Here is an 18,443-nt window from a genome sequence, read left to right as displayed (position 1 = left end):
CATCTCGATTCAATCATAACCGCCGCAGCGTACTGGATGCCCCGCCTTCGCGGGGCATGAAAGTGTGCCCTAATCTCACTCCCCCGCCTGGAGCTTCCGCGGAAACAGCTCGCCCGCGCCTGCGACCAGCCGCGGTCCCTCGGCCGGCGCGTCCGCCTTGCTGAAATCCAGCTCCTCGATCCTTCCTGCGCGCTTTTCGATCTTGTCGGCGGAAATCAGGATCTGGCGGACGTCCTCGTTCGCATCGGAAAAATGCTTCTGCAATTTGACCACGCGATCCCTGAGACGTCCCAGATCGTCGCCGAGCTTGATCACTTCGGTCTGAATCAGGTCGGCGGCGTCGCGCATGCGCGCGTCCTTCATGATCTGCTGCATCACCTGGATCGCCAGCATCAGCAGCGAGGGCGACACCAGCACCACGCGGGCGCGGTAGGCCTTCTGGATCACGTCGTCGAAACCGTCGTGGATTTCCGCATAGACCGATTCCGACGGCACGAACATCAGTGCCATCTCCTGGGTCTCGCCGGTGACGAGATATTTTTCCGCGATGTCGCTGACATGCTTCATCACGTCGCCGCGCAGCCGCTGCGTGGCAACGCGCTTCTCCTCGTCGGTGCGGGCGTCGTGCAGCGCCGTCATCGCTTCCAGCGGGAATTTCGCGTCGATGCAGAGCGGGCGCTGGTCGGGCAGGAACACAACGCAGTCGGGCCGCTTGCCGGTCGAGAGCGTGAACTGGAACTCGTACGCGCCCTTCGGCAAGCCGTCCTGGACGATCGCCTCCATCCGCGCCTGGCCGAAGGCGCCGCGGGACTGCTTGTTGGCGAGCACGTCGCGGAGCGTCGTCACCTGGGTGGTGAGATCGGTGAGGTTCTTGTGGGCGCTGTCGATGATGCCGAGCCGCTCGTGCAGCGCGCGCAGGCTCTCCATGGTGTTGCGGGTCGAATGCTCCATCGACTGGCCGACGCGATGGGTGACCGAATCCAGCCGCTCGTTGACCGCGCGCGCCATTTCGGCCTGACGTCCCGCCAGCGCCTGGGTCATGGCGTCGGCTCGGCCGGCAGCTTCGCTCTGGGCGTGCAGGACCTGGCTGAGGCGCTCCTCGAGCTCGTCGGCCCGGATGGCGTGCGCCATCGCGAGTTCCGCGCCGCGCCGGCCCGAGCGGGCGATCACGACCGCAATCGCCACCAGGAGGATGAGGACAAGGGCGCCGAAGCCGATCAGCGCATCGATCGTGCGCACCGGACAGTCGCCCAACATGAAAATGATCTCGTTCATGGGCCCTTCTAGCGCGATTCGCCGACCTTAGCGAACGAAGAGGGAACGGTTATGGTTAATAGCCCCCTAATTTTTATGGTTAACGAAACCTGAAGTTTTATGGTTAGCGAGGGGTTAACGGGGTTCCTGGCCGGATTGACCGCGTCCGGCGCGCGGCTTAAATCGCGGCCATGGCCCTCAGAGAAATCATCATCCTGCCCGACAGGCAGCTGCGTCTGGTCTCCAAGCCGATCGAGAAGGTCACGGCCGAGATCCGCAAGCTTGCCGACGACATGTTCGAGACCATGTACGACGCGCCCGGCATTGGCCTCGCCGCGATCCAGGTCGCGCAGCCGCTGCGGCTGATCACCATGGACCTCGCCAAGCGCGACGAGAACGGCGAGACCACGCCGCTTCCGCGCGTCTTCATCAACCCCGAGATCATCGCCTCGTCCGAGGAGCTCTCGGTCTACGAGGAAGGCTGCCTCTCGATCCCCGAATATTACGAGGAGGTCGAGCGCCCCGCGAAGGTGCGCGTGCGCTTCACCGATCTCGACGGCAAGGTGCACGAGGAGGATGCCGAAGGCCTCTATGCCACCTGCATCCAGCACGAGATCGACCATCTCAACGGCGTGCTGTTCGTCGACTATCTGTCGAAGCTCAAGCGCGACCGCGTGATGAAAAAGTTCGAGAAAGCCGCCAAGCGCGCGGGCGAGTGAATCATCGGAGCTGCCCCATCCTCGGTGCGCTCCCTCCCCCCTTGCGGGGGAGGGCGGGGGAGAGGGGTAGCCCAGCAAAAGGTGCTCCTGATTTGCGGAGCGCAAGCAACAAGGCGCTCGCGCTCAAACCGACAGAGCGCGTCGTGTGGCACCCCTCTCCCTAGCCCTCCCCCGCAAGGGGGGAGGGAACATGCCGAGTTCTTGTCATGCCCCTTCGCCTGATCTTCATGGGCACGCCCGATTTCTCCGTGCCGACGCTGCTCGAGCTCGTCGCGCATGGCCACGAGATCGCGGCGGTCTACACCCGCGCGCCGAAGCCGGGCGGGCGGCGCGGCCTGCAATTGCAGCCGACGCCGGTGGAAGAGGCCGCGCGAAAACTCGGCATTCCCGTGCTGACGCCGAAGACGTTGAAGACGCAAGAGGCGCTCGACGAGTTCAGCGCGTTCGATGCCGATGCGGCCGTCGTCGTTGCTTACGGCATGATCCTGCCGCAGGCGATCCTCGATGCGCCAAAGCTCGGCTGCTACAATCTGCACGCCTCGCTGTTGCCGCGCTGGCGCGGCGCGGCGCCCATCAACCGTGCGATCATGGCTGATGATGCCGAGAGCGGCGTGATGGTGATGAAGATGGATGTCGGCCTCGACACCGGCGACGTCGCCATGGCCGAGCGGCTGGCCATCACCGACAACATGACTGCGCTGGACCTGCACGATCGGCTCTCCCGTCTCGGTGCCGACCTGATGGTGCGCGCGATGGCCGCGCTCGCCCGCGATGGCCTCCAGCTCAAGAAGCAGAGCGAGGACGGCGTCACCTATGCCGCCAAGATCGACAAGGCCGAGGCGCGCATCGACTGGACCAAGCCGGCGCGCGCCGTGCTGCGTCACATCCACGGCCTGTCGCCATTCCCAGGCGCATGGGCCGAGCTTGCCGGCGTCAGCGAGAACGCGCGCGTCAAGATCCTGCGGTGTGAGTTGGCGAAAGGAGAGGGCGCGCCGGGCGAAGTGCTCGATGACAAGCTCACCATCGCCTGCGGCGACGGCGCCATCCGAATCATCGAGCTGCAGCGCGAGGGTAAGGGCCGGATGCAGGCCGCGGACTTTTTGCGCGGTGTGCCGCTGAAGGCGGGAGCGAGGTTCAACTAATCAGCGATGCCCCGCTACAAGCTCACCATCGAATATGACGGCGCGCCGTTCTTCGGCTGGCAGGTGCAGGACACGCTGCCCTCGGTGCAGGGCGCGCTTGAGGCGGCCGTGAAGGCGATGACCGGCGCGGATTTGCGCGTGCACGGCGCCGGCCGCACCGATGCCGGTGTGCATGCGCGTGGCCAGGTCGCGCATGTCGACATCGACAAGCAGTTTCCACCGGGCCGCTTTCGGGACGGGCTTAACGCGCATCTGCGTCCGCATCCGATCGCGGTGCTCGAGGCCGAGATCGTGCCCGACACGTTCGAGGCGCGCTTCTCGGCCGTCAAGCGCCATTATCGCTACCGCGTGATCAACACCCGCGCCAATCTCGCGCTCGACATCGGTCATGCCTGGCGCGTGCCGCGCCGGCTCGATGCCGATGCGATGCATGCGGCGGCGCAGCGTCTGCTCGGCAAGCACGATTTCACGACCTTTCGCGACACCGAGTGCCAGGCCAAGTCGCCGGAGAAGACGCTCGATCAGCTCGACGTGGAGCGCTGTGGCCGCGAGATCATGATTGTCACCTCGGCGCGCTCGTTCCTGCACAGCCAGGTGCGCTCGATGGTGGGATCGCTGGTCTGGGTCGGCGAGGGCCGCTGGACCGCCGACGATCTCTCCGCAGCACTGCAAGCCCGCAACCGCGCGGCCTGCGGCATCGTCGCGCCGCCGGACGGGCTATATCTGATGAAGGTAGATTATTGAGGGGCGGGCTGCTGAGAGCGCGTGCTCTGGCCGCACCCATCGCTGTCATGCCCCGGCTTGACCGGGGCATCCAGTACGCCGCGGCCCCTCGGCTCAATCACTGCCGTCTCTGGAATACTGGATCGCCCGATCAAGTCGGGCGATGACAGCTGTGTTTGTGGGGGGCGGCCGCACCTACCCGAAATACCGCGTCAAAATCCCGCGATACACCTGCGTCAGCTTCTCCAGATCCTTCACCGGCACCCGCTCGTCGACCTGGTGCATGGTCTGGCCGACCAGGCCGAACTCGATCACCGGGCAGTAGCTGGAAATGAACCGCGCATCCGACGTGCCACCGCTCGTCGACAGCTCGGGCTTGCGGCCCGTCACCTCCTCGATCGCGGAGACCGCGAGATCGGTGAACGGACCCGGCTTGGTCACGAACACGTTGGAGTTCGAGGGCTCCCAGACGATGCGGGCCTTGATGCGGTTGCCGCAGGCTTTTGTCAGCCGCGTCTCGACCAGCTCGCGCAGGCTCGCTTGGGTGTGGTTGTCGTTGTAGCGGATGTTGAATTTTGCGCGGGCCTCGCCGGGGATGACGTTGCTCGCCTTGTTGCCGACGTCGACCGAGGTGAATTCGAGATTGGAGGCCTGGAATTGCGCGCTGCCATGGTCGAGCGGCTCGTCGGAGATCGCCACGATCAGCCTGGAGATGTCAGGCACCGGATTGGAGGCCCGATGCGGATAGGCGACATGGCCCTGCACGCCGTCGACATAAAGCGTGCCGGATTGCGAGCCGCGGCGGCCGACCTTGATGGTGTCGCCGAGGGTCTCGACATTGGAGGGCTCGCCCAGCACGCAATGGTCGAACTTCTCGCCGCGCTCGGCGGCCCATTTCAACAGCTTGATGGTGCCGTTGATGGAGACGTCTTCCTCGTCGCCGGTGATCAGGAACGAGATCGAGCCCTTTCCGTCGCTGCGCGGCTGGCCGTCGTTGGCGGCGAGATGCTCCAGCACCGCGGCCACCGAGCAGGCGATGCCGCCCTTCATGTCGACCGCGCCGCGGCCGTGCAGGACGCCGTCCTTCACCTCTCCGGAGAACGCGCCGACGCTCCAGGCGCTCTCGTCACCGGGCGGTACCACGTCGGTATGGCCGGCAAAGGTGATGTGCGGCCCCTCGCTGCCGATCCGCGCGTAGAGATTGTCGACGTCGGCGGTGCCTTCCTCGCTGAACGTCACGCGGTGGCAAGTGAAGCCGGCGGCGTTGAGGGCTTTTTCGAGCACCCCGAGCGCACCGGCATCGGCCGGGGTTACCGAGGGGCAGCGGATCAGATCGCGGGCAATGGAGAGGGCATCGGTCATGTGCCCCGCTTAACATGCATGCCGCCGGGTGGGCTAGCGCGCGGCGGGACAATTTCGATCTCGCGGCTCTGGTCCCAGCTTTTCGCAGGGGGAGCGGCGGATGCGGAGCCGTCGTCGAAGTCGGCGAGCGGATCGGGGCCGAAGCGGTTGTGGCCCGCAGTGCCGGGCACGATGAACAGCTCGACGAGGCCCCACAGCCACAGGGCGGACGCGGCGAGGCTGAAGGGAAGCACCCAATTGGCGTCGGGCAGCAGGTCCGAGAACTGGCTGAACAGCCCGGGCACGAAGAAGAACAGAACGATCCACCAGCCGCTCCTGTCGCGATCGTGCAGCCGCTTGATGGCCGTCGCCAGGAAAATCCATGAGAACAGCGAAAGGCCGGACGACTTAAGGATCAGATCCGTGCGGTCAAAGGAGGCCAGCGACCGATAGGGCCGGGGATCGACCAGCTTGAAGAGGTCGTCGAGGCCGAAGTCGAAATCGAGCTTGATGGATAGCTTCAACGATCCGTCGACGTTGAGGAGGTGGATTACCTGACCGATCACGCCCAGCAACGCCGCCAGCAGCGCGACGATCAGCAGCGCCTGCCACAGCAGGCCGCGGTTGAGGCGGCCGTCGAAGCGGAAGAGATACCGGGTCCAGTCCATGCGAGGGGCTCCGGGCGGGAGTGCCACCCGGAAATTGGTCGCGATGGAGGGAGGGTGGGTTCGATAGGGTGCTAAACCCGTCATCCCCGCGCAGCGGCGAAGCCGCTGTCGCTAGAGGTGCTCACCATGGGACGCGACGCGTCCCATGGTGAGCTTCGAAGGATGAGCGGCCAGCGATGCCGCCGATAGCCGGGCCGTCGCCCTTCGAGGGCCGCTGAAGGAGCGGCCACCTCAGGGTGACGGGGATAAAGTTGGGTACGTCGCCCCGATCAATCCCGCAGCAGCTCGTTGATGCTGGTCTTGGAGCGCGTACGCTCGTCGACGCGCTTGACGATGACGGCGCAGGCGGTGCTCGGGCCGATCTGGCCGTTCTTCATCGGCTTGCCGGGCAGGGCGCCGGGCACCACGACCGAATATTCGGGCACTTCGCCGATGAAGACCTCGCCGGTCTCGCGGTCGACGATCTTGGTGGAGGCGCCCAGGAACACGCCCATCGCCAGCACCGCGCCCTTGCGCACGATCACGCCCTCGGCGACCTCGGAGCGCGCGCCGATGAAGCAATCGTCCTCGACGATCACGGGCTCGGCCTGCAGCGGCTCGAGCACGCCGCCGATGCCGACGCCGCCGGAGATGTGCACGCGCTTGCCGATCTGCGCGCAGGAGCCGACGGTGGACCAGGTGTCGATCATGGTGCTCTCGTCGACATAGGCGCCGAGATTGACGAAGGAGGGCATCAGCACGACGTTGCGGGCGATGAAGGCCGAGCGCCGCACGATGGAGCCGGGGACCGCGCGGAAGCCGGCGTCGCGAAAACGGTTCTCGCCCCAGCCGTCGAACTTCGAGGGCACCTTGTCCCACCAGGTCGCCTTGCCGGGACCGCCGGGAATGGCGCCCATGTCGTTGAGGCGGAACGACAGCAGCACGGCCTTCTTCAGCCACTGGTTGACCTTCCACTTGCCGTCGCCGCCGCGCTCGGCGACGCGCGCCTCGCCCTTGTCCAGGATCTCCAGCGCATGATCCACGGCCTCGCGCACCTCGCCCTTGGTCGAGGTCGAGATACCGTCACGCGCGTCGAAGGCGCTGTTGATGGTGGATTCGAGGGCTTGGAGGGACATTAGGGTTTCCTCTTCGATGCGGGAATTTTGACGGATTGGGCCGCTTTTTCGGGATTTGAGGGGGCGGAGTCAAGGCATACTCCGCCGTCGTCCATACTCCGCTGTCGTCCCGGACAAGCGCAGCGAAGCGGAGCGCCGACCCGGGACCCATAGCCACAGGAGTGGTTTGACGAAGATTCGGAGTTACCAATCCGGCGCGACAACCAAATCCTGTGGCTATGGGTCCCGGGTCGGCGCTTACGCTTGCCCGGGACGACGGCGGTTATAGGGGCGAGAGCCCCGCCAAAAACCCCGTCAGATCATCCGTGACATGGTCGACATGGGCGGCGTCCCGGCCCTCCAGTTCCCAATCTTCCCGCACCACCTCCTTCGTTCCGTCAGGCACCACCAGCACGGTGGTCATGCCGAGCTGGTGCGGGACGGTGAGGTTGCGGGCGAGGTCTTCGAACATCGCGGCTTTGGCCGGATCGACCGCATGGTCGGCGAGGAATTTCTGATACGTCTGCGCCGCCGGCTTCGGCTCGAATTCGGCGGCGATGATGTCGAACACGCCGTCGAAATGCGTGGCCAAGCCGAGCCGCTCCAGCACGGCATCGACATGGTCGACCGAGCCATTGGTCAGGATCAGCTTGCGCCCCGGCAGTCTTGCGATGGCTGCGCCGAGCGCAGGGTTCGGCTCCAGCGGCGAATGGTCGATCTTGTGGACATAGGCGAGATAATCGTCGGCGGAAACGCCATGCAGGGTCATCATGCCGCGCATCGTGGTGCCGAAGCGCAGGTAATAATCCTTCTGGAGTTTTCGCGCTTCCGCCGGCGTCACCTGCAGCCAGCTCGACACGAACTCGGTGATCCGCACATCGACCTGCTGCCACAGATTGACGTGATGCGGATACAGCGTGTTGTCGAGGTCGAACACCCAGGTGTCGACATGGGCAAAGGTGCGGGGGGATGTCATATCAAATCTCTATCCATTGAACGCAAGCGCCGCCCAACTCTCCGCTGTCGTCCCGGACAAGCGAAGCGCAGATCCGGGACCCATAGCCACAGGGATTAGTTTGACGAAGACTGACAGCCAGCATCTCGCCCCACAGCCAATCCTGAGGTTATGGGTCCCTGCTTTCGCAGGGACGACAGCGTTAAGTGTTGCGACATCACGATCAATCACGGCACCGCAAAGCGCAGCGTCTTGCCGCCGCTCGACATGTCCACGGCGGCAAAGCCGGTGGCCGCGAATCCGCGCGCGCCGCAATCGGTCTGCTCGACGGTTTCGAACTTGGTCTCGCGGGTGCAGAGCTGCCTGTCGCCGCCCCAGTTCAGCGGCCGGTCCTTCAGCTTGACGACGCGGTTGTCGGCGTCGACGGCTTCCGCGAAGCTGAAGATCTGCTTCGGCTGGCCGGTCACGTCGGGATGCAGGCACGTCTTGGGATCGATGCGATACCAGCCGCGGCTGGTCACGGACTTGCCGTCGTCGGTCGCGATTGCCGCCATCACCTTGTGCTGCGTGTCGTTGCACCAGGTGAGCCCGGTCGCGGACGGCGTCTGCACCGCATCGACCATGGTCTTGAAGAAGTTTTGCGAGCCCACGATGTCCGACGACAAGCCGCGGCTCTTCAGGAACGCGGCCAGGGCTGCCTGCGTCTTCGGCCCGTCGACGCCGTCGATCGGCGCGGCGTCGTAGCCCGCGATCACCAAAAGCCGCTGGATGCCGGCGAGGCGGGCCTGCTCGTCGTCATATTCGGAATCCTCGGCGAGATAGGCAATGAGGTTGCCGTCGGCGCCTTGTGCCGGCGTCACTTGCGTAAAGGCGGCCTGGGTCTGGCCGCTGCGGCATTGCCGGGCCGCCGCGATGACGAAATTGTCCTGCGCCACGCACAGCATGTCGCTGCCGTTCTGCGGAATCGGGGAGGCGCCATAGACGCCGAGCGCGCGGGCGTTGAGCAGGATGCGGTCGGCGGTCAGCGTGCCCTGCACCACCACACGGCAGGTGGCGGGATCGACCCTGAACCAGCCCCGCGTCGCGGTCGCCGCCTTGTCGTCGATGCCGATCGCGGCCTCGACGACATAGGACATGCGGTTGCAGATCTTCAGATCGGCGAAGGCCGGCACCGAGGAGAACACGAACGAGACGGCTGCGGCCGGCAGCGCCATCAGGAAACGGGCGAGGGGTGAGCGGCGGTGCTTCGCTCTCGATCCGTCATGCCCGGCCTTGTGCCGGGCATCCACGTTCTTGCTGCGAGACGAAAGATCACGGATGGCCGGGACAAGCCCGGCCATGACGGCGCCTCTCGTGTTCTCGTCTCTCACTTGTGGATCAGCGTTCCCGTGCCCGTGTTGGTGAAGAGCTCGAGCAGCACCGCATGCTGCATCTTGCCGTCAATGATGACGACGCCCTCGACGCCCTGCTCCAGCGCATAGATGCAGGTCTCGACCTTCGGGATCATGCCGCCGGAGATGGTGCCGTCGGCAATCAGCTTGCGCGCGTCCTTCACGGAAAGCTGCGGGATCAGCTTCTTCGACTTGTCGAGCACACCGGGCACGTCGGTGAGCAGCAGCAGGCGCTTGGCCTTCAGCGCGCCGGCGACGGCCCCTGCAAAGGTGTCGGCGTTGACGTTCAGCGTCTGGCCTTCCTTCGAGGTCGCGAGCGGCGCCAGCACCGGGATCAGCTCGTAGCCGATCAGCTGGTTGAGCAGGGTGAGGTCGACCTTCTCGGGGTCGCCCACGAAGCCGAGATCGACCGCCTTCTCGATATGCGAGTCCGGGTCGATGATGGTGCGCGTCGTCTTCGTCGCCTTCACCATGTTGGCGTCTTTGCCGGAGAGCCCCACGGCCTTGCCGCCGGCTTCGTTGATGTAGCCGACGATCTGCTTGTTGACGGAGCCGGCCAGCACCATCTCGACGATCTCGATGGTCGCCGCATCGGTGATGCGCAGCCCGGCTGCGAATTCCGAGACGATGCCGAGGCGCTTGAGCATGGTCGCGATCTGCGGCCCGCCGCCATGCACCACCACAGGATTGATCGCGGTCTGCTCCAGCAGCACGATATCGCGGGCAAAATTCTTCGCGGTCTCCTCGTCGCCCATGGCATGGCCGCCATATTTGATGACGATGGTTTCCTCGTCATACTGCTGCATGTGCGGCAGCGCTTCGGACAGGATGCGGGCCTGGTCGAGCGGGGAGATGTCGGTCATGTCGCGGATCTCGCTGGCGGGACTGTCGGTGCGCGTTCTATCCGATTGGCGGGCGCGGCGCAAAGTGCTCTTCGTGCCCCGGACGCTGCGCAGCGCTTCTTCAGCGGTGCGCTGCAGAGCCGGGGCCCATCCATCCGCGACTTGCCCTATGGCTTTCTGGGTCCCGGCTCTGCGGAGCGTCACTGCGTGCCGCACCGCGTCCGGGACACGAGACCTATTTCTTCGCCACCACCGCGGCCAGCGTCACGGCCAGCCAGCTCGCAATCATCACCGTCCCGCCCGTCGGCGCCGCATATGGAAACAGCGAGTGCCCGGCAAATTGCCGCAAGGTGAGGTCGCCCGCGAACAGCGCTGCGCCGATCACGAAGCCGAATGCGCCGATGAGGCCAATTCCGCCGTGCAGAAGGCCGCGCGCGAGCAGGGCTACAGCTGCAAGTATGGCAGTTGCATGAAACAGCAGCATGGCGCTCGCCGTGGCGAGCCGGCTCGCATCGCCGCCATGCGCCGAGGCGGCAGCCAGCGCGACGCCGGCGGCGCCCATCAAGCCGGCAAGCCCGATCAGCAGGCGCTGCGCCACCATCACGAGGCTCGCTCTTCCAGCAGCTTCGCCATCGCGGCGCGCAAGCCCTCCATGCCGGTCGAGCTGCGTGACGAGGTCGCGAGCACGTTCGGGAACGCGGCCGGATGTTTGGCCAGCGCCGCCTCGGTCTCGGCGATGCGCGATTGCAGCTCGGAGGCCTTCACCTGGTCGGCCTTGGTCAGCACGATCTGGTAGCTGACCGCGGAGCGGTCGAGCGTTTTGAGGACTTCGAGGTCGACGTCCTTGAGGCCGTGCCGTGCGTCGATCAGCACGTAGACGCGCGCGAGCGAGGCGCGTCCCAGCAGGAATTTGTGGATCAGCTCGGTCCAGGACGCGACCTGGCTCTTGGGTGCCTTGGCGTAGCCGTAGCCGGGCATGTCGACGAGGCGCAGGTCGGTCTTGCCGGGGACCTCGAAGAAGATCAGCTCCTGGGTGCGGCCCGGCGTATGCGAGGTGCGCGCCAGCGCGTTGCGGCCCGTCAACGCGTTGATCAGGCTGGACTTGCCGACATTGGAGCGGCCGGCAAAGGCGATCTCCAGCCCCGCCATCGGCGGCAGCGTCTGGATCGAGGGCGAGGCCCAGATGAACTGCCAGTCGCGCGCGAACAGCTTTCGCCCGGCCTCGATCAGCTTCGCATCTTTGTCGTCGGTCATGCGAAGGCTTTCAGTTGTTTACCTCGTCATTGCGAGCGAAGCGAAGCAATCCAGAAATGCATCCGCGGAAACAGTCCGGATTGCTTCGTCGCTTCGCTCCTCGCAATGACGATTGCTACGTCGCCTTCCTCGCGAACGTCGCCTTGAGATTGTCGAACAGCTCCACCTTCACGCCGTTGCGGCGCATGATGTAGCTCTGCTGGAGCACCGAGAGGGTGTTGTTCCAGGCCCAGTAGATCACGAGACCCGCCGGGAAACCTGCCAGCATGAAGGTGAAGATCAGCGGCATCCAGTTGAAGATGATCTGCTGCGTCGGATCCGGCGGCGTCGGGTTCAGCTTCATCTGGAACCACATCGTGATGCCCATGATGATCGGCCAGATGCCGAGCGCGAGATAGTGACCGAACACCGGGATCGTGGTCGGATCGAACGGGATCAGCCCGAACAGGTTGAACAGGTTGGTCGGATCCGGCGCGGAGAGGTCCTTGATCCAGCCGTAGAACGGCGCGTGCCGCATCTCGATGGTGACGAACAGCACCTTGTAGAGCGAGAAGAACACCGGGATCTGGATCACCACGGGAAGACAGCCGGCGACCGGATTGATCTTCTCCTTGCGGTAGATCTCCATCATCTCCTGCTGCTGCTTCACCTTGTCGTCGGGATAGCGCTCCTTCAGCGCCTGAAGCTGCGGCTGGATCGATTTCATCTTCGCCATCGAGGCGTAGGACTTGTTCGCCAGCGGGAAGAACAAGAGCTTCACGATCACGGTCACGAGCAGGATCGAGATGCCGAAATTGCCGAAGAAGCGGTAGAAGAAGTCGAGGCCGAGGAACATCGGCTTGGTGATGAAGTAGAACCAGCCCCAATCGATCAAGAGATCGAAGTGGTTCAGCCCCAGCTCCTTGTTGTAGCCGCCGAGGCCGGCGAACGGGAACACGCCGACGACGCCGGCTTCCTTGGCGCCCGCGAACAGCCGCGCATTCGCGGTCGCAGTGCCGCCGATCGCGACGGTGACGGGGTCGAGCAGGTAGTCGGTCTGGTAGGTGTGGACGTTGCCGACCGGGTTCGACGAGAAGCGCGCCTGCAGCTGGGCATTGGTATCCGGCAGCAGCGCCGAGGCCCAGTACTTGTCGGTGATGCCGAGCCAGCCGTTGGTGGTCTTGAAGTCCACCTTCTTGGCTTCGTCGATCTTCTTGTAGGCATATTCCTGCAGGCCCTGGTCGCCGAGATAGCCGATCAGGCCTTCATGCAGGATGTAGTAGCCGGAGACCTGCGGCGCGCCGTGGCGCGAGATCAGCGCGAACGGATAGAGCGTAACCGGTGCATTGCCGACATTGCTCACCTCGTCCTTGATGGTGAAGAGATAATGGTCGTCGACCGCAACGGTGCGGCGGAAGGTGAGGCCGTCGCCATTCTCCCATTTCAGCACCACCGGCGTCGTCGGCGTCAGGCTGCCGCTGCCGTCCTGCTGCCAGACAGTCTGGGCATCAGGCATCTTTGCCGTCACGCCCGTCGCCGCCACCCAGCCGAATTCGGCGTAATAGGGCTCCGCGGTGCCCGAGGGCGAATAGAGGATGATCGGCGGCGACTTCGGGTCGACCGTTTCGCGGTATTGCACCAGCGCGATGTCGTCGATGCGGCCGCCCTTCAGCGCGATGCTGCCGGCAATTCGCGGCGTGTCGATCTTCACGCGCGGGCTGGCTGCAATCGCGGCCTCGCGCGCCACCACCGGCTGGGCCTGCTGGTTCGCGCCCGGCGTTGCCGGCTGAGCGGCGTTGCCCGGCTGCTGCGGCGCCGCGCCAGGCGTCGCCGAGGCCGATGGCTGCGGCGTGTTTTTCTGAAGCTCGGCCTGCGTCTGCTGCTGGGCGCGCTGCTTCTCCATCGCCGGCACGTTGTAGAAATACTGCCAGGCGATCAGGACGAGGCCCGACAGAATGACGGCGAGGATGGTATTGCGATTGTCGGTCATCTCTGGGGTCTCGTCATCAATCCGGTTTGCGGCTGGTCGCAGGAGCGTGGCTTGGCCTCTGGCCGCGTCGCTCCGACGGTGCCTTGGGCTGCCCTTTGTGCGTATGCCGCGCCGGCTTCGTGAACGCCATGCGCAGATCGTCGAGCATGATGGCGAAGTCGCGCGAGAGCGCGTCCCTTCGGCCGACCAGGACATAATCATGATGGGGCTGCATCGACACCGGATCGAGCCGCTTCACCAGTTCGCGAAGCCGGCGCCGGATACGATTGCGCGCGGGGGCGTTGCCGTTCTTTTTGGTAACGGTGAAGCCGATACGGATCGGGCCGCCGTCATCGCGGGGGCGGCTTTGCAGGACGAACGCGGGACTGTTCACCCGCGCGCCATTGGCAACGGCGAGGAAATCCGCCCGCTGCCTCAGCCGATCCATGATGAAATCCCGGAAAAGGGGGTCCGGCTCAGGCGCTCAGACGCTTGCGGCCGCGGGCGCGGCGGGCGGCGAGAACCTTCCGGCCGCCGGCAGTGGCGAGACGGGCACGGAAGCCGTGACGGCGCTTGCGCACCAGTTTGCTGGGTTGATAAGTCCGCTTCACGGGTTTTTCTCCGCTGACCGGGCAATTTGCCTGTAGAATTGATGATAAAGTCCGGAAGATGCGGCCCAAAACGGGCCGTTTCCGGCCCCAAGAGAGCCGCTCCCGGTGTCGCACCGGGTCATCGCGGACAATTTGGCCGGCTTATAAGCGAGCGCCTTGTTTTCGTCAACGCCGCACAAGCGCACGATTCCGGTGAATATCGCTGTTTGTGTGGGGTTTTTAACCCTTGAGGTGGCGACTCGCGATATCAGCGCTTACATCCCACCTCGGCAGATTAGCGATCCGTAATTTGACCGGACCGGGGTCGGGCCGCATCTTCATACCCGCCAATCCTTCACCCGCCAAAGGCAGCGAGGGCGTATTTCGTGGCAGCGACAGACCTCCAGCCGGTCCAGGATCAGGATCAGCCGGACCCGCCGGCGATGCGCCCCCGCGGGACGCGCGGGCTCGGGCTGTCAGGCAAGCTGCTGCTGCTCACCATTCCCCTGGTGATGATCGCGGCCAGCCTGCTTTATGTGCCCGCCATCGCCAACTTCTGGGTCAACCGGCTGAACGACCGCGTCGCCGCCGCCAACACGGCGGCGCTGGTGCTGGACGCGGCGCCGCTCGGCATGGTTCCCGATTCGCTGTCGCGGCAGATCCTGAAAAGTATCAATGCCCGCGCCGTCGCCATCAAGATGGGCCAGCAGCGCCGGCTGCTCGCCAGCGACAATTTGCCGACCGCCATCGAGCATGACATCGACCTGCGCGACATGACGGCGTGGGAGGCGATCACCGGCTCGTTCCGGATGATGCTGGAGACCGGCAACCAGGCCATCCGCATCGTCGGGCCCGGCGTCGGCACGGCCCAGTTCATCGAGATCGTGACCGACGAGCTGCCGCTGAGGCAGCAGATGTACCGGTTCTCCCGCAACGTCGTGGTGGTCGCGCTGATCATCGCGGCGCTGACCGCGGGCCTCGTCTATCTCGCGCTCCATTATCTCTTCGTGCGCCCGATGCGGCGGCTGACCGCGAGCCTGGTCGGCTTCCACGAGAACCCCGAAAGCTCGGCGGGGATCATCGTGCCGAGCCAGCGCAGCGACGAGATCGGGGTTGCCGAGCGCGAATTGTCGGACATGCAGCGCGATCTGATGTCGATGCTGCATCAGAAGAGCCGGCTCGCCGCGCTCGGCCTCGCGGTGTCCAAGATCAACCACGATCTGCGCAATCTGCTGGCCTCGGCGCAGCTGCTGTCGGATCAGCTCGCCAGCGTGCCCGATCCGCGGGTGCAGCGCTTTGCGCCAAAGCTGGTGCGTTCGCTCGAGCGCGCCATCGCCTTCTGCCAGTCGACGCTGTCCTACGGCCGCGCCCAGGAGGCCGCGCCGGACCGCCGCATGATCCTGATCGAGCCTGTCGTGCTGGAGGTGCGCGAGACCGCGGGCCTCGCCTCCGACGCCTCGATCGCCTGGGTCGCCGCGATCGATCGCGGGCTTGCGATCGATGCCGATCCCGATCAGCTGTTCCGGGTGCTGCTCAACCTCGTCCGCAACGCCGCCCAGGCGCTGGAAAGTCACGCCTCCGGCGAGGGCGGAGTGCAACAGATCCGGATCACGGGAAAACGCGAGGGCGCCGTCGCAATTCTCGAGGTTTCCGACACCGGCCCCGGTGTCCCCCCGAAGACCCGGGAGCACCTGTTCGAGGCGTTCCAGACCTCCGGCCGCCCCGGCGGCAGCGGCCTTGGCCTTGCGATTGCCGCCGAGCTGGTCCGCGCCCATGGCGGCGACATCCACCTGGTCGAAGGCACCATCGGCGCCACCTTCCGCATCGTCATCCCCGACCGCCCCGTGGAGCTCCTCTCCATCCGCAACGAGCGGCAGCGGGCGTAGTCGGCCAGAGGCCGAGTTTCTTCCGTCATTCCGGGGTCTGGAGCACCCATCTATCCGTCATTCCGGGGCGCGACGACGTCGCGAGCCCGGAATCCATAGCCGCCAGCCGGGGTTAGGGATTCCGGGCCTGGCCCATTGGGCCATCCCGGAATGACACCGACCCCCGTCATTTCCTTGCAAAATCTCCCCATCCCGGACCTTGCCAATCGGGGCAAGAGCGGTTAGTCAGAGCGCTCTTTCGCACCCCTCCGGCGCTGTCCGGAGGCTGCCTGCGGGCTTAGGTCCGCACTGTTCGCGAAAAACGCGCCCGTAGCTCAGCTGGATAGAGCATCAGACTACGAATCTGAGGGTCGGACGTTCGAATCGTTCCGGGCGCGCCATTCTTCGACGAGAGGTCAGGACAAAGCAGCATCTGGTCGCCAGACGGGCCCGAGACCGGATGGCTACGCCGTGTGAGGAGCGGAATGAAGATATCGCAGGCGTTCAAGTTCGAGGCGGCGCATCGGCTGCCGAACGTGCCTGAGACCCACCGATGCCGGCGGCTGCATGGTCATTCCTATCGGGTCGAGGTCCAGCTGGACGGACCGGTCGATCCGCACACCGGCTTCGTCGCGGATTTCTTCGACATCGAAAAAAGCTTCGCCGACATCATGGGCGCACTGGACCACCACTGCCTGAACGAGGTCGAAGGCCTCGAGAACCCGACCGCCGAGAATATTGCGATCTGGATCTGGGACCGGTTGAAGCCGAGCCTTCGGCAGCTGTCGGCCGTCCGGGTCTATGAGACGGCGGACTGCTGGGCCGAATATAACGGGCAGTGACGACGGCCCGCGCCGTTCGCGCCGTTCCGGGGGCGCCATTTCGGTAGTAAGTACGTCGCATGCGCACCATTGATCGTCTGTTCTCCTGCCTCGTTCTGCTCCTTGCCATCGCAGCCGCCCCGGTGCTTCCCGCAGCCGCGGCCGAGACCTGCCCGTTCATCAGCGCCCAGGAGCTCGCTCGTGCGATGCCGGCGCTCAAATGGTCGCTGATTTCAAATCAGGACGGCCGCGGCTGCATCTACCAGGCCGGGCGCGGCGACACGATGATGCTGTCCGTGTTCCGCAATCCCGACAAGGACCGCGCCAGGGAATTGTACGCGACCTTCGTCAAGACGCTGGCCGAGCGCATGCCGCTCAACGCAGTCGCGGGGATTGGCGACGAAGGCCAGGGCGGAACGAGCGCGGCCGGCGCAGAGCGCCAGGAGGCCTCGGTCGTCGCCTTGTCCGGCGATTACATTCTGCAGATCACCGTCTATCCGATCGGCCGGCGTGCCGACGATGCGCTGCTCGGGCCGCTCACCGAAGCCGCGCGCGTTGCCATCGCCAGCGTGAGCAAGAGCAGCGAGCGGTTCGGCAATTGCGAGTGGCTCACGGCCGCGGATGCCGATGGCTTTCTCGACACAAGCACGCTGACGGTCCAGCGCACCGGCGCGGGCAGCTGCATGATGTTCGATCGCGAGGCCAACACCATGACTGTCGCGGTGATCGCGACCTCGCGCGACACCGCCATCGGCATGATGAAACGCGCAGGCCCCTGCAAGCACGCGGCGATACAAGAGCTCGGCAGTGAGGCGTTCGGCGAGCATTCCTGCACCAAGGGCAACGGCAACGCCGTCACCATCTATGTCTGGAAGAACGGCAGGCAGGCTTCGATCCTGTTCGCGCCGGTCAAGCCGCATCCGGAATCCGGCTCGGTCGAGCGCCTGAAGGCGGTCGCGGGGAGGGTCTATGGAAAATTGTAACGGCGCCGGGTGATCTCTTCCGATAGGCGACTGGCCAAGCGCCTACGCCGCGGCCGACCGGCTTCACCGGCCCGCCAGCACGTCCTTGCACTTGGCCGCGAAGGCGTTGAGGTAGGCGCCGATCTCTCTCGCCAGCGCCTCGGACCGATCGACATTCTGCAGGCTCATGTTGAGCGCGTAGACCGGAAGCCCGTCCAGCACGATGGGCGTGGCAACGGCGAGAACGCCGGGTTGCCACGACACCGCGCAATAGCCGTTGCGTTCGACCGAGCGTATCGATGTCCTGACGTCCGCAAGCAGCGCCTTCGTGGCCGCAGCGCTGCGCCGTTTGAATAGTTTCAGCAACCGCTCGCACTCGGCCTCGGCAATGCCGGCCAGATAGGCGCGACCCAGCGACGTCAACTCCATCGGGACCTGCTGGCCGGCAACCACGTTGCGCAGCGCCGCGCGCGGGCTGTAGCGGATCGACTCGAGATAGACCATCATGGCCCGATCCGCGGTCGCGAGCCCGACGTTGAGCCGGCGCTTGGCCGATTCGGCCCGCATCATCGGTCCGATCGCGTTGAGCACGGGTGACCCCGTTCGCATCGCGTGACCGATGCTGATGACGGACGCGGCAAGGCGATAGGTCCGCTGGTTAAGGACTTCGTCGAGCATCCCGGAATTGACCAGCGTTCGCGTCAGCCGGCTGACCGTCGATCGCGGCAATCCTGTTCGCTCCGCAATCTCGCCGTTGCCCAGCGTGTCGACGCCGGGCCGGAACGCCCTGAGGATTTCGACGCCCCGTTCGAGCGAGCGGTTGCCATTAACCCCGCCCGCATATCTGCGCGCCATCCGGCTCCTCCGTCATTTC

Annotated in this window: 19 protein-coding genes and 1 tRNA gene; 7 read left to right on the top strand and 13 right to left on the bottom strand. The window is 65.2% G+C overall.

Annotation, left to right across the window (positions count from 1 at the left end; translation table 11 throughout):
• Positions 1-75 precede the first annotated feature (75 nt).
• A complete protein-coding gene (locus AABA86_RS04440) occupies positions 76-1,275 on the bottom strand; it encodes a DNA recombination protein RmuC (RefSeq protein WP_338305869.1) in 1,200 nt (399 codons plus the stop codon).
• A gap of 170 nt (positions 1,276-1,445) precedes the next feature.
• Here AABA86_RS04440 and def point away from each other — a divergent pair, with 170 nt between their 5' ends.
• The 3 genes from def (at position 1,446) to truA (ending at position 3,859) form a co-directional block, all read left to right on the top strand.
• On the top strand, positions 1,446-1,973 hold the full coding sequence (gene def / locus AABA86_RS04435; protein ID WP_338305868.1) for a peptide deformylase: 528 nt from the start codon (positions 1,446-1,448) through the stop codon (positions 1,971-1,973).
• Positions 1,974-2,179: 206 nt separating this feature from the next.
• Complete coding sequence (gene fmt / locus AABA86_RS04430) at positions 2,180-3,115, top strand: methionyl-tRNA formyltransferase (protein ID WP_338305867.1); 936 nt, start codon at positions 2,180-2,182, stop codon at positions 3,113-3,115.
• Positions 3,116-3,121: 6 nt separating this feature from the next.
• Positions 3,122-3,859: a tRNA pseudouridine(38-40) synthase TruA gene (gene truA / locus AABA86_RS04425; protein ID WP_338305866.1), complete on the top strand. Its 738-nt coding sequence runs from the start codon at positions 3,122-3,124 to the stop codon at positions 3,857-3,859.
• A gap of 174 nt (positions 3,860-4,033) precedes the next feature.
• On the opposite strand, the gene dapE is transcribed toward truA, so the two are convergent.
• From dapE to rpmH, 11 genes are all read right to left on the bottom strand, one after another.
• A complete protein-coding gene (dapE, locus tag AABA86_RS04420; protein WP_338305865.1) occupies positions 4,034-5,200 on the bottom strand; it encodes a succinyl-diaminopimelate desuccinylase in 1,167 nt (388 codons plus the stop codon).
• Positions 5,197-5,847, bottom strand: coding sequence for a DUF805 domain-containing protein (locus AABA86_RS04415; protein ID WP_338305864.1), 651 nt, complete (start codon positions 5,845-5,847; stop codon positions 5,197-5,199). The genes dapE and AABA86_RS04415 overlap by 4 nt, the downstream gene beginning before the upstream one ends.
• A gap of 269 nt (positions 5,848-6,116) precedes the next feature.
• Positions 6,117-6,962: a 2,3,4,5-tetrahydropyridine-2,6-dicarboxylate N-succinyltransferase gene (gene dapD, locus AABA86_RS04410; RefSeq protein WP_212246168.1), complete on the bottom strand. Its 846-nt coding sequence runs from the start codon at positions 6,960-6,962 to the stop codon at positions 6,117-6,119.
• A 262-nt stretch (positions 6,963-7,224) separates the two neighbouring features.
• Positions 7,225-7,917, bottom strand: a complete 693-nt coding sequence (locus AABA86_RS04405) for a pyrimidine 5'-nucleotidase (RefSeq protein WP_212246166.1) — start codon at positions 7,915-7,917, stop codon at positions 7,225-7,227.
• Between the two features lie 206 nt (positions 7,918-8,123).
• On the bottom strand, positions 8,124-9,110 hold the full coding sequence (locus AABA86_RS04400) for a DUF1036 domain-containing protein (protein WP_338306148.1): 987 nt from the start codon (positions 9,108-9,110) through the stop codon (positions 8,124-8,126).
• Positions 9,111-9,262: 152 nt separating this feature from the next.
• Complete coding sequence (gene argB, locus AABA86_RS04395; RefSeq protein WP_212246162.1) at positions 9,263-10,150, bottom strand: acetylglutamate kinase; 888 nt, start codon at positions 10,148-10,150, stop codon at positions 9,263-9,265.
• Between the two features lie 214 nt (positions 10,151-10,364).
• A complete protein-coding gene (locus AABA86_RS04390) occupies positions 10,365-10,730 on the bottom strand; it encodes a DUF423 domain-containing protein (RefSeq protein WP_212246231.1) in 366 nt (121 codons plus the stop codon).
• Complete coding sequence (yihA, locus tag AABA86_RS04385) at positions 10,730-11,383, bottom strand: ribosome biogenesis GTP-binding protein YihA/YsxC (RefSeq protein ID WP_212246160.1); 654 nt, start codon at positions 11,381-11,383, stop codon at positions 10,730-10,732. Before yihA ends, AABA86_RS04390 begins: the two co-directional genes overlap by 1 nt.
• A gap of 115 nt (positions 11,384-11,498) precedes the next feature.
• The gene (gene yidC, locus AABA86_RS04380; RefSeq protein ID WP_212246158.1) at positions 11,499-13,352 is read right to left on the bottom strand and encodes a membrane protein insertase YidC; all 1,854 of its coding nucleotides are present in this window, start codon (positions 13,350-13,352) and stop codon (positions 11,499-11,501) included.
• A 16-nt stretch (positions 13,353-13,368) separates the two neighbouring features.
• Positions 13,369-13,779, bottom strand: a complete 411-nt coding sequence (gene rnpA / locus AABA86_RS04375; RefSeq protein ID WP_212246156.1) for a ribonuclease P protein component — start codon at positions 13,777-13,779, stop codon at positions 13,369-13,371.
• Positions 13,780-13,807: 28 nt separating this feature from the next.
• Complete coding sequence (rpmH, locus tag AABA86_RS04370) at positions 13,808-13,942, bottom strand: 50S ribosomal protein L34 (RefSeq protein ID WP_008542748.1); 135 nt, start codon at positions 13,940-13,942, stop codon at positions 13,808-13,810.
• Between the two features lie 365 nt (positions 13,943-14,307).
• On the opposite strand from rpmH, the gene AABA86_RS04365 reads away from it, so the two are divergent.
• The 4 genes from AABA86_RS04365 (at position 14,308) to AABA86_RS04350 (ending at position 17,590) form a co-directional block, all read left to right on the top strand.
• Positions 14,308-15,807, top strand: a complete 1,500-nt coding sequence (locus AABA86_RS04365) for a sensor histidine kinase (RefSeq protein WP_212246148.1) — start codon at positions 14,308-14,310, stop codon at positions 15,805-15,807.
• Between the two features lie 303 nt (positions 15,808-16,110).
• Positions 16,111-16,187 (top strand) — tRNA-Arg (locus AABA86_RS04360).
• A gap of 84 nt (positions 16,188-16,271) precedes the next feature.
• The gene (gene queD, locus AABA86_RS04355) at positions 16,272-16,628 is read left to right on the top strand and encodes a 6-carboxytetrahydropterin synthase QueD (protein ID WP_212246146.1); all 357 of its coding nucleotides are present in this window, start codon (positions 16,272-16,274) and stop codon (positions 16,626-16,628) included.
• A 59-nt stretch (positions 16,629-16,687) separates the two neighbouring features.
• Positions 16,688-17,590 carry a hypothetical protein gene (locus tag AABA86_RS04350; RefSeq protein WP_338305860.1) on the top strand — a complete coding sequence of 301 codons (903 nt, stop codon included), beginning with the start codon at positions 16,688-16,690 and terminating at the stop codon, positions 17,588-17,590.
• A 63-nt stretch (positions 17,591-17,653) separates the two neighbouring features.
• Here AABA86_RS04350 and AABA86_RS04345 read toward each other — a convergent pair whose 3' ends face one another.
• A complete protein-coding gene (locus AABA86_RS04345; RefSeq protein WP_338305858.1) occupies positions 17,654-18,424 on the bottom strand; it encodes an IclR family transcriptional regulator in 771 nt (256 codons plus the stop codon).
• Between the last annotated feature and the right edge of the window lie 19 nt (positions 18,425-18,443).

Origin of the sequence: Bradyrhizobium sp. TM233 (genome assembly GCF_036247965.1) — a bacterium.
Lineage (GTDB): Bacteria > Pseudomonadota > Alphaproteobacteria > Rhizobiales > Xanthobacteraceae > Bradyrhizobium > Bradyrhizobium ottawaense.
This window is presented reverse-complemented; position numbering and strand designations above follow the sequence as displayed.

Excerpts from the sequence above, each read along its gene's own strand:
- truA (WP_338305866.1), top strand. The coding sequence starts at position 3,122 with ATGCCCCGCTACAAGCTCACCATCGAATATGACGGCGCGCCGTTCTTC.
- def (WP_338305868.1), top strand. The coding sequence starts at position 1,446 with ATGGCCCTCAGAGAAATCATCATCCTGCCCGACAGGCAGCTGCGTCTG.
- queD (WP_212246146.1), top strand. The coding sequence starts at position 16,272 with ATGAAGATATCGCAGGCGTTCAAGTTCGAGGCGGCGCATCGGCTGCCG.
- AABA86_RS04415 (WP_338305864.1), bottom strand. The coding sequence starts at position 5,847 with ATGGACTGGACCCGGTATCTCTTCCGCTTCGACGGCCGCCTCAACCGC.
- dapE (WP_338305865.1), bottom strand. The coding sequence starts at position 5,200 with ATGACCGATGCCCTCTCCATTGCCCGCGATCTGATCCGCTGCCCCTCG.
- dapD (WP_212246168.1), bottom strand. The coding sequence starts at position 6,962 with ATGTCCCTCCAAGCCCTCGAATCCACCATCAACAGCGCCTTCGACGCG.
- argB (WP_212246162.1), bottom strand. The coding sequence starts at position 10,150 with ATGACCGACATCTCCCCGCTCGACCAGGCCCGCATCCTGTCCGAAGCG.
- AABA86_RS04345 (WP_338305858.1), bottom strand. The coding sequence starts at position 18,424 with ATGGCGCGCAGATATGCGGGCGGGGTTAATGGCAACCGCTCGCTCGAA.
- rnpA (WP_212246156.1), bottom strand. The coding sequence starts at position 13,779 with ATGGATCGGCTGAGGCAGCGGGCGGATTTCCTCGCCGTTGCCAATGGC.
- AABA86_RS04350 (WP_338305860.1), top strand. The coding sequence starts at position 16,688 with ATGCGCACCATTGATCGTCTGTTCTCCTGCCTCGTTCTGCTCCTTGCC.
- AABA86_RS04400 (WP_338306148.1), bottom strand. The coding sequence starts at position 9,110 with ATGGCGCTGCCGGCCGCAGCCGTCTCGTTCGTGTTCTCCTCGGTGCCG.
- yihA (WP_212246160.1), bottom strand. The coding sequence starts at position 11,383 with ATGACCGACGACAAAGATGCGAAGCTGATCGAGGCCGGGCGAAAGCTG.
- AABA86_RS04440 (WP_338305869.1), bottom strand. The coding sequence starts at position 1,275 with ATGAACGAGATCATTTTCATGTTGGGCGACTGTCCGGTGCGCACGATC.
- AABA86_RS04390 (WP_212246231.1), bottom strand. The coding sequence starts at position 10,730 with ATGGTGGCGCAGCGCCTGCTGATCGGGCTTGCCGGCTTGATGGGCGCC.
- yidC (WP_212246158.1), bottom strand. The coding sequence starts at position 13,352 with ATGACCGACAATCGCAATACCATCCTCGCCGTCATTCTGTCGGGCCTC.
- fmt (WP_338305867.1), top strand. The coding sequence starts at position 2,180 with ATGCCCCTTCGCCTGATCTTCATGGGCACGCCCGATTTCTCCGTGCCG.
- AABA86_RS04405 (WP_212246166.1), bottom strand. The coding sequence starts at position 7,917 with ATGACATCCCCCCGCACCTTTGCCCATGTCGACACCTGGGTGTTCGAC.